Source organism: Intestinibacter sp. (assembly GCF_022780145.1).
Taxonomy (GTDB): domain Bacteria; phylum Bacillota; class Clostridia; order Peptostreptococcales; family Peptostreptococcaceae; genus Intestinibacter.
Genome location: NZ_JALEXO010000085.1, coordinates 1 through 9,364 on the forward strand (window position 1 = coordinate 1; position 9,364 = coordinate 9,364).

The 9,364-nt window shown below is 33.0% G+C and carries 11 protein-coding genes; all 11 read left to right on the plus strand.

Features of this window, described 5'->3' with window-relative positions:
- Positions 1–163: 163 nt before the first annotated feature.
- Positions 164–1,141: a beta-ketoacyl-ACP synthase III gene (locus MR593_RS03095; protein WP_290686827.1), complete on the plus strand. Its 978-nt coding sequence runs from the start codon at positions 164–166 to the stop codon at positions 1,139–1,141.
- 82 nt (positions 1,142–1,223) lie between these two features.
- Positions 1,224–1,463, plus strand: coding sequence for an acyl carrier protein (locus MR593_RS03100; protein WP_290686829.1), 240 nt, complete (start codon positions 1,224–1,226; stop codon positions 1,461–1,463).
- A 134-nt stretch (positions 1,464–1,597) separates the two neighbouring features.
- On the plus strand, positions 1,598–2,521 hold the full coding sequence (fabK, locus tag MR593_RS03105; protein WP_290686830.1) for an enoyl-[acyl-carrier-protein] reductase FabK: 924 nt from the start codon (positions 1,598–1,600) through the stop codon (positions 2,519–2,521).
- A gap of 67 nt (positions 2,522–2,588) precedes the next feature.
- Complete coding sequence (gene fabD / locus MR593_RS03110; RefSeq protein ID WP_290686832.1) at positions 2,589–3,524, plus strand: ACP S-malonyltransferase; 936 nt, start codon at positions 2,589–2,591, stop codon at positions 3,522–3,524.
- Positions 3,525–3,606: 82 nt separating this feature from the next.
- Positions 3,607–4,347: a 3-oxoacyl-[acyl-carrier-protein] reductase gene (gene fabG, locus MR593_RS03115; protein ID WP_290686834.1), complete on the plus strand. Its 741-nt coding sequence runs from the start codon at positions 3,607–3,609 to the stop codon at positions 4,345–4,347.
- Between the two features lie 25 nt (positions 4,348–4,372).
- Positions 4,373–5,608, plus strand: a complete 1,236-nt coding sequence (fabF, locus tag MR593_RS03120; protein ID WP_290686836.1) for a beta-ketoacyl-ACP synthase II — start codon at positions 4,373–4,375, stop codon at positions 5,606–5,608.
- Between the two features lie 12 nt (positions 5,609–5,620).
- On the plus strand, positions 5,621–6,127 hold the full coding sequence (gene accB / locus MR593_RS03125; RefSeq protein WP_290686838.1) for an acetyl-CoA carboxylase biotin carboxyl carrier protein: 507 nt from the start codon (positions 5,621–5,623) through the stop codon (positions 6,125–6,127).
- 14 nt (positions 6,128–6,141) lie between these two features.
- Positions 6,142–6,564, plus strand: coding sequence for a 3-hydroxyacyl-ACP dehydratase FabZ (gene fabZ, locus MR593_RS03130; RefSeq protein WP_290686839.1), 423 nt, complete (start codon positions 6,142–6,144; stop codon positions 6,562–6,564).
- A gap of 9 nt (positions 6,565–6,573) precedes the next feature.
- Complete coding sequence (locus MR593_RS03135; protein WP_290686840.1) at positions 6,574–7,926, plus strand: acetyl-CoA carboxylase biotin carboxylase subunit; 1,353 nt, start codon at positions 6,574–6,576, stop codon at positions 7,924–7,926.
- Positions 7,919–8,788, plus strand: coding sequence for an acetyl-CoA carboxylase, carboxyltransferase subunit beta (accD, locus tag MR593_RS03140; RefSeq protein WP_290686841.1), 870 nt, complete (start codon positions 7,919–7,921; stop codon positions 8,786–8,788). The genes MR593_RS03135 and accD overlap by 8 nt, the downstream gene beginning before the upstream one ends.
- 37 nt (positions 8,789–8,825) lie before the next feature.
- A partial coding sequence (locus MR593_RS03145; RefSeq protein ID WP_290686843.1) for a carboxyl transferase domain-containing protein occupies positions 8,826–9,364 on the plus strand: 539 nt, incomplete at its 3' end.

The window sequence follows — 9,364 nt, forward strand, 5'->3', positions numbered from 1 at the left end:
ATAGAAACCGTTTTAAATAAAGAAAAATTTATTTTTTCGGAAAATATTGTTGACTTTTTGTTTTAATTATAATATATTTTGATAGTGATAAGTTTTAAATATCAAAATATTTTATTAATAAATATTTTAAAAACCTAAAAATAAATTTCAAAAGGAGGGGCAGATGGATAATGTAGTTATAGCTGGGGTTGGAAAATCTATACCATCTAAAGTCGTTACTAATGAAATGCTATGTCAAATTGTCGATACTAACGACGAGTGTATAACTTCAAGAACCGGCATAAAACAAAGACATATTACTACAGGAGAAAATACATCAGATATAGCTTCAAAGGCTGCTTTAAATGCGTTAGAAAATGCAAATATAGATGCATTAGATATAGATTTAATAATTGTAGCAACATGTACACCAGATATGTTTACACCTGCTACAGCATGTATAGTTCAAAAAAACATAGGAGCTAAAAATGCTTTTGCGTTTGACTTAAGTGCTGCATGCTCAGGATTTATTTATGGAATTAACGTTGCTAAATCAATGATGAAGCAAAATAATATAAAAAAATCACTTGTAATAGGAGCTGAGACTCTATCAAAGACATTAGATTGGAAGGATAGATCTACTTGCGTATTATTTGGAGATGGGGCAGGAGCTGCTGTTTTATCTTTAGATCAAAATGAAGGAATTATAGATGTTATTTGTAACTCAAAAGGAGCAAAATGGGAAAATCTTACTATCGGAGCTAGGGATATAAATAATCCATATGTAGACGAAGTAAGTAGCATAAATCATTACCTACAAATGAACGGCGGAGAAATATTTAAATTCGCCACAGTTACAATAGTTAAGCTTATAAAAGAAATTTTGAAGAAAAATAATTTAATTTTAGACGATATCGATTATATAGTGCCACATCAAGCAAATGAGAGAATTATTCAGTTTGCAGCTAAAAAGTTAGATATCTCTATGGATAAATTTTATATAAATATACATGAATATGGAAATACTTCAGCTGCATCTATTCCTATTGCAATAAGCGAGATAGAGGAAAAAAGCTTGCTTAAAAAGGGAGATAAAATAATTGCAGTTGGATTTGGAGCAGGGCTTACTTCAGGAGCTTGCTTGATTGAATGGACAAAATAATTAATCAAAGATTAATTTTAAATAAATAAAAATAAAAAGGGATAAAAGATTTACTAAGATTAAAAAATAATGAACAGGAAAAATGGAGGAAAAAATTATGTTTGAAAAAATACAAGAAATGATGGTAGAAAGTTTATCTTTAGAAAAAGATGATATAAAATTAGACAGTACTTTTAAATCTTTAGAAATAGATTCTTTAGATGTATTCGAATTAGTAACTGAATTAGAAGAAGAATTCGATATAGAAATAGACGATGCTGAAAATCTAAAATCAGTTCAAGATTTAGTTACATACATAGAAGAAAAGGTTGCTGCAAAATAATAAGCAAATTAAAAGCGATTGTGACAAAATTAAAATTTTATAAATCTCAAGAATAAATCTAACTAAGAAATTAGTTAGATTTATTCAAATATAGGAAAACCGAGATAAATCAAAGAGAGGATTTAGAAGGAATTATGAAAGGCAATAAAATAACAGAATTATTAAATATAAAATACCCTATCATACAAGGAGGTATGGCGTGGATTGCCGATGCTTCTCTTGCAGTAGGTGTCAGTGAAGCTGGAGGTTTAGGAATAATCACAGGAGTTGGACCAACAGAGGTTGTTAGAGAACAAATAAGAAAGGCAAAATCTCTAACTGATAAACCATTTGGCGTAAATGTAATGCTTATGCAAGAAAATGCTGGTGAAATAGCTAAATTAGTATGTGAAGAAAACGTATCAGTAGTAACTACAGGAGCAGGAAGCCCAGCACAATATATAGAAATGTGGAAAAATAACGGAATCAAAGTAATCCCAGTAGTTCCATCAGTAGCAATTGCAAAGAGAATGGAAAAATTCGGAGCAGATGCAGTTATAGCTGAAGGAATGGAATCAGGTGGACATATAGGTCAAACTACTACAATGAGCTTAGTACCACAAGTAGTAGATGCAGTGAATATACCAGTTATAGCAGCTGGAGGAATCGGTGATGGTAGAGGAATAGCTGCAGCATTTATGCTAGGAGCTGTAGGTGTTCAAATGGGAACTCGTTTCTTAGTTTCAAATGAATGTACAGTTCACCCTAAATACAAAGAAAAAGTTTTAAAGGCTAAGGATATAGAGACAGAAGTTACAGGAACATCTACTTCACATCCAGTAAGAGTTTTAAGAAATAAGCTTACTAGAGAGTATTTAAAAATAGAAAAAACAAATCCAAACTCTGATCAATTAGAGGAATTAACTAGAGGTGCTTTGAGAAAGGCAGTTGTAGATGGAGATACAGAAAATGGAAGTGTTATGGCAGGTCAAATAGCAGGGCTTGTTAAAAAGGAACAAAGCTGCAAGGAAATAATCGAAGAATTAGTTGCAGAATTTGATAAATGTATGAATAGATAATAGAAATTTAATTGTAAATAAACTATGGGAATGATTAATTATTTAAGTGAATAAGTGGAGGACTTTTATGATAGAAAATATGGCATTTCTTTTCCCTGGACAAGGAGCTCAATACGTAGGCATGGGGAAAAGTTTATATGAAAATATAGATGAATGTAAAAAAATATTTGATATGGGCGACGAAATACTAGACATGCCTATGAAGGATATGATTTTCGATGGTAATGAAGAGGATCTAAAAAGAACTAAATATTCTCAGCCTGCAATACTACTTACTTCAATTGCATGTGCTAAAGCAGTAGAACTTAGAGGAATTTCTGCTAAGTATACTTTAGGACTTTCATTAGGTGAGTATGGAGCTTTGATGGATGCTGGTGCTTTGAGCTTTGAAGATGGTATTAGATTAATTAAGAAAAGAGCTGAAATAATGGACAGTGCTATAAGCCCAGACAAAGGAACTATGGCTGCTGTATTAAAATTAACTCCAGACAAAGTAGAGGAACTAATAAAAAAAGCAAATGAAGTTGGATTAGTTGAAGGAGCTAACTACAATTGCCCAGGTCAAACAGTTATATCTGGTGAAGTAAGTGCCATAAAAGCAAGTGTCAAAATAGCAAAAGAGCTAGGCGGAAGAGTGCTACCTCTAAAGGTAAGTGGACCTTTTCACAGCTCAATGTACAAGGATGCTAGCTACGAATTTTATGAAGAATTAAAAAAAGCAGAAATAAATGATTTTGAAAAAATAGCTTATTCAAATGTAAAAGGAGCTCCATTTGAAAAAGGCGACGATGTAAAGGAATTGCTTAGACAACAAATAATGTCACCAGTTTTATTTGAAAAAAGCATAAGAGACTTACTTGATAGAGGAGTAGATACTTTTGTGGAAGTTGGTCCAGGCAAGACATTAAGTGGATTTGTTAAGAAAATAGACAAAAACGCCAAGATATACAATGTTGAAGATATTGATTCACTAGAAAATACAATATCTAGCTTGAGTTTATAATGGCTTTAGAGATAACTATCTCAGAGTAAAATTTATAAATGATATTTAATGAAGTTGTGTTTTTATGAAATGGAGGAATTTTATGTTAAAGGATAAATGCGCTGTAATAACAGGTGCTTCAAGAGGAATAGGAAAGGAAATAGCTATAAAATTTGCTAAAGAAGGTGCAAATATAGTTATAAATTATAGAAATAATGAAGAGGAAGCTCTAAAGGTCAAAGAAGAATTAGATGCTTTAGGTTCAAAAACATTAGTAGTAAAGGCGGATGTAAGCGAATTAAAAGAGGCTGAACATCTTATAAAAGAAGCAAAAAAAGAATTTGGAAAAGTAGATATATTAGTAAACAACGCTGGTATAACAAAGGACAATCTTTTAATAAGAATGAAGGAAGAAGATTTTGACAGCGTAATAAAGGTCAACCTAAAAGGTGCATTTAACTGTCTAAAAGCAGTTACACCAATAATGCTAAAACAAAGATCAGGAAAAATAGTAAATATGTCATCTGTAGTAGGTGTAGTTGGAAATCCAGGACAAGTTAACTACTGTGCATCAAAGGCCGGGCTTATAGGAATGACTAAATCTCTTGCAAGAGAAATCGGAAGCAGAGGTATAACAGTAAATGCTATAGCACCAGGATTTATAGATACAGATATGACAAGAGTTTTAAACGAAGATCAAAAGAAAAACATATTATCACAAGTTCCACTAAATAGATTTGGAAGTGTAGAAGACATAGCTAATACAGCAGTGTTTTTAGCTAGTGATAATTCAAATTACATAACAGGTCAAGTAATACATGTCGACGGCGGAATGGCTATGTAATAGTGAGAAGGTTAGGAGGACTAATATGGAAAATAGAGTAGTTATAACAGGGATGGGAGCTGTAACACCAATAGGTAATACAGCAGATGAATTTTGGAATAATGCAAAACAAGGAAAATTAGGAATAGATACTATAAAATCAATAGATACAGAAGGCTTAGAGGTTAAAGTTGCTGGTGAAGTAAAGGATTTAGATTTAACTAAATTCTTAGACAAAAAAGAGTGTAGAAGATTAGATAGATTTACTCAATATGCTTTAATCGCAAGTATGGAAGCAGTACAAAATGCAAACCTTGATTTAGATTCTATAGATAAAGAAAGATTTGCAGTTATAGTAGGTTCAGGTATCGGTGGGTTCCACACTCATGAAAAAGAATTCGATACTCTACACAAAAAAGGAGTAAAGAGAATTTCTCCAATGTACATACCGATGACTATAATAAATGCAGCAGCTGCAAACATAGCAATTAAATTTGGAGCAAGAGGAATGTGTACATCAGCAGTAACTGCATGTGCAACAGCTACAAACAACATAGGAGACGCTTATAGACATATCAAACACGGTTATGCAGATATAGCAATAACTGGAGGATGTGAATCATCTATCACACCAATTGCAATCGCAGGATTTGCAAATATGAGAGCATTATCTACTAGTGAAGATCCTACTAAGGCATCAACTCCATTTGACAAAGACAGAGGCGGATTTGTAATGGGTGAAGGTGCTGGAATTCTAGTAATCGAAAGCTTAGAACATGCACAAAAGAGAGGTGCTAAAATACTAGCTGAAATAGTTGGATACGGTTCAACTTGCGATGCATACCATATAACTTCTCCATCACCAGAAGCAGTATCAGCTGCAAAGGCTATGGAAAATGCCGTAAAAGAAGCTGGTATAGAAATAAGCAATGTTTCTTATATAAATGCACATGGTACATCAACTTACTACAACGATTTATACGAAACTAGAGCTATAAAGAATGCCTTCAAGGAAGACGCTAAAAATATTCCAATATCTTCAACTAAATCTATGGTAGGACATTTATTAGGAGCAGCAGGTGGAGTGGAATCAATAGCATGTGTAAAAGCGCTACAAGAAGGATTTATACCTCCAACTATAGGTTATACAGAAAGCGAAGAAGAGCTAGATTTAGATTATGTACCAAATCAAGGAAGAAGTGCAGAATTAAAATATGCTCTTAATAACTCTCTAGGATTTGGCGGACATAATGCTTGTCTATTATTTAAGAAGTGGGATTAATTGGAGGTCATCATGAATTTTGAAGAAGTAAAAGAGCTAATAACAATGATAGATAATTCTAAATTAGCTTATTTTGAAATAGAAAACAAAGACGGATATATAAAAATAGATAAAAGCATATCTAGAAATTATGTATCTAATAAAATAGATAATAGTGAAATAAACAATTTAAATAAAAATAGTGAAGCTGTAAATACAGTAAATACAAGTGGTGAACCAGTTGTATTTACATCAAAAGCTGAAGAAACAGTCGTAGATGACAAAACAAAAGAAAAGGGTGTTGAATTTATTAAATCTCCAATAGTAGGTACTTTTTATTCTAAATCATCACCAGATGCAGAGCCTTTCGTAAAGGAAGGAGATGTAGTTCACAAGGGAGATATAGTTTGCATAGTTGAAGCGATGAAGCTTATGAATGAAATAACAGCTGAATTTGACTGTGAAATAGTGAGTGTAGTATGTGAAGATGCAAAAATGGTTGAATACGGACAAAAATTATTTAAAGTAAAAAGAGTATAGAGAAGGAGAAGAATATGTTAGGAGTTAAAGAAATAAGAGATATTTTACCACATAGATATCCTTTTTTAATGATAGATAGAGTAGAAGAAGTAGTAGAAGGAAAAAGTGCCAAGGGATATAAAAATGTAACAATAAATGAACCATTTTTCAATGGGCATTTTCCTGAATATCCAGTTATGCCAGGTGTTTTAATTCTTGAAGCCTTAGCTCAAATGGGCGCGATATGTATACTTTCAATGGAAGAATTCAAAGGAAAAATAGGATTTTTAGTAGGGGCAAACAAGGTTAAATGGAAAAAACAAGTTATACCTGGGGATAAATTAGACCTAGAAATAGAAATAACAAAATTAAAAGGATCTATCGGGGTAGGAACAGGAAAAGCTACTGTAGATGGAAAATTAGTTTGCCAAGGTGAAATAATGTTTGCAATTGGGTAGGTGATTGAAATGCTAAAAAAAATTTTAATAGCAAATAGAGGCGAAATAGCAGTCAGAATAATAAGAGCATGTAGAGAGCTTGGAATAAGTACAGTTGCAATTTATTCAGAGGCAGATAAATACGCACTTCATACACAAATGGCCGATGAAGCTGTTTGTGTAGGAGGTCCACAAAGCAAGGACAGCTATTTAAATATGACTAATATACTTAGTGCATGTGTTCTTACAGGGTGTGAAGGTATACACCCAGGCTTTGGATTTTTATCTGAAAATCCTAAGTTTGCAAAAATGTGTGAGGAATGCAATATAAAATACATAGGCCCTGACTACAGAGTTATAGAGCTTATGGGAGATAAGGCTAAGGCTAGAGAGGTTATGAAAAAAGCAGGTGTCCCTGTAGTGCCAGGATACGAAGGCGAAATAACTTCAGCAAGTCATGCTCTAGAAATAGCAAAAGAAATAGGATTTCCTGTTATGGTAAAGGCTGCAGCTGGAGGCGGTGGAAAGGGAATCAGAATAGTCAGAGAAGAAGGCGAATTTGAACACAACTACAACGCTGCAAAATTAGAAGCTAAGGCTTGTTTTTCAGATGACAGAGTTTATATAGAAAAATTTATAGAAAAGCCTAGACATATAGAATTTCAAATTCTAGCCGATGAATTTAGTAATGTAATTCATCTAGGTGAGAGAGAATGTTCTCTTCAAAGAAACAACCAAAAGGTTCTAGAAGAAGCACCATCTACTTTTTTAAATCCAGAAACTAGAGAAAAAATGGGTGAAATCGCGAAACGTGCAGCAAAGGCAGTCGACTACAAAAATGCTGGAACTATAGAATTTCTTGTAGATAAAGATTGCAATTTCTACTTTATGGAAATGAATACTAGAATTCAAGTAGAACACCCTATAACTGAAATGATAACAGGGGTAGATATAGTAAAGGAACAAATAAAAATAGCATCAGGAATGAGACTTGATTTAATCCAAGACGACATATATATAAGTGGAAATGCTATAGAATGTAGAATAAATGCAGAAGATCCAGACAATAATTTTAGACCTTGCCCAGGCTTGATAGAAGAATTATATATACCATCAGGACCAGGAGTTAGAGTAGACAGTGCAATTTACGCAGGATATGAAATTCCTCCATATTACGATTCTATGATAGGAAAGATGATTACATACGGAGCTACTAGAGATGAAGCTATAATCAAGATGAAGAGAGCTCTAGGAGAGTTTGCAATTGGAGGAGTTAAGACAAATATAGATTTTCAATACGATATATTAAATAACAAGGATTTTGTAAAGGGAAATTACGACACATCATTTATAGAAGAAAAGTTGGTGAGAGATAATGCTTAAGAATTTATTTAGAAAACAAGAGTACATAACAGTAAGTAGCAAGCCACTAGATGATAAAGAATTTACTCCAAATATACCAAATGGAAAATGGGTCAATTGCAAAAAATGTAAGAGTATAATCTATTTAGAAGATCTTGAAAATGACTATCATGTATGCCCAACTTGTAACTATCATTTTAATATTTCATCAGATGAAAGAGTAAAACAAATCTTTGATGAAGGTAGCTTCGTGCCAATGTTTGAGGAAATCGAAGCTACAAATCCACTAGATTTTCCTAGATACGAAGAAAAATTAAATAAAGTAAAAGAAAAATCAAATTTATCAGAAGGTGTGCTATGTGGTACTGGAAAAATAGATTCAAAAAAAGTAGCAGCTGCTATAATGGACAGCAAATTTTTGATGGGAAGCATGGGATGTGCAGTTGGAGAGAGAATAACTAGAACCGTAGAATACGCAACAGCAAACAAGCTACCACTTATTATCTTTACAGCATCTGGGGGGGCTAGAATGCAAGAGGGAATTTTATCTCTTATGCAAATGGCAAAAACTTCAGCAGCTATAGCCAAACACGATGAAGCAGGTCTTTTATATGTAAGCGTAATAACAAATCCTACTACAGGTGGAGTTACTGCAAGCTTTGCAATGCTTGGAGATGTGATAATCGCTGAACCAGGAGCTACTTTAGGGTTTGCAGGTAGAAGAGTAATCGAAAATACTATAAACCAAAAGTTACCAGATGATTTTCAAAGTGCAGAATTTATGCTAGAAAAGGGATTTGTAGACGATATAGTAAGTAGAAAAAATTTAAAAGACTATTTATCAAAGTTATTGAGATTACATGGTATAACAGAAGAAAAATAGTAGTTATATAAATTATATGCTATAGGTGGTGATAATTATGAATAGCAAAGAATTAAAAGCATGGGATATTGTTGAAATAGCAAGACACAAGGATAGACCAAATGCTAAATTTTATATAGAAAATATTTTTGACGAGTTTGTAGAGCTACATGGAGATAGAAATTTCAGAGATGATGGAGCTATCGTAGGAGGTATTGCATCAATAGATGGAATAAATGTAACTGTAATCGGTGTAAATAAAGGAAAAAATGTAAAGGAAAATCTAGATGCTAATTTTGGAATGGTACATCCAGAGGGATATAGGAAAGCCTTGAGACTTATGAAGCAAGCCGAAAAATTTAATAGACCTGTTATATGCTTTGTCGATACTCCAGGAGCGTTTTGTGGAATCGGAGCAGAAGAAAGAGGACAAGGACAGGCAATTGCACAAAATTTAATGGAAATGAGCAGATTAAAAACTCCTGTAATATCTATAATAACAGGAGAAGGAGGCAGCGGCGGTGCTCTAGGTCTTAGTGTATCTGATAGAGTTTATATGTTAGATAATTCCATTTATTCAATTTTATCTCCAGAAGG

Excerpts from the sequence above, each read along its gene's own strand:
- MR593_RS03100 (WP_290686829.1), top strand. The coding sequence starts at position 1,224 with ATGGAGGAAAAAATTATGTTTGAAAAAATACAAGAAATGATGGTAGAA.
- accD (WP_290686841.1), top strand. The coding sequence starts at position 7,919 with ATGCTTAAGAATTTATTTAGAAAACAAGAGTACATAACAGTAAGTAGC.
- MR593_RS03095 (WP_290686827.1), top strand. The coding sequence starts at position 164 with ATGGATAATGTAGTTATAGCTGGGGTTGGAAAATCTATACCATCTAAA.
- MR593_RS03135 (WP_290686840.1), top strand. The coding sequence starts at position 6,574 with ATGCTAAAAAAAATTTTAATAGCAAATAGAGGCGAAATAGCAGTCAGA.
- fabZ (WP_290686839.1), top strand. The coding sequence starts at position 6,142 with ATGTTAGGAGTTAAAGAAATAAGAGATATTTTACCACATAGATATCCT.
- fabG (WP_290686834.1), top strand. The coding sequence starts at position 3,607 with ATGTTAAAGGATAAATGCGCTGTAATAACAGGTGCTTCAAGAGGAATA.
- accB (WP_290686838.1), top strand. The coding sequence starts at position 5,621 with ATGAATTTTGAAGAAGTAAAAGAGCTAATAACAATGATAGATAATTCT.
- fabK (WP_290686830.1), top strand. The coding sequence starts at position 1,598 with ATGAAAGGCAATAAAATAACAGAATTATTAAATATAAAATACCCTATC.
- fabD (WP_290686832.1), top strand. The coding sequence starts at position 2,589 with ATGATAGAAAATATGGCATTTCTTTTCCCTGGACAAGGAGCTCAATAC.
- fabF (WP_290686836.1), top strand. The coding sequence starts at position 4,373 with ATGGAAAATAGAGTAGTTATAACAGGGATGGGAGCTGTAACACCAATA.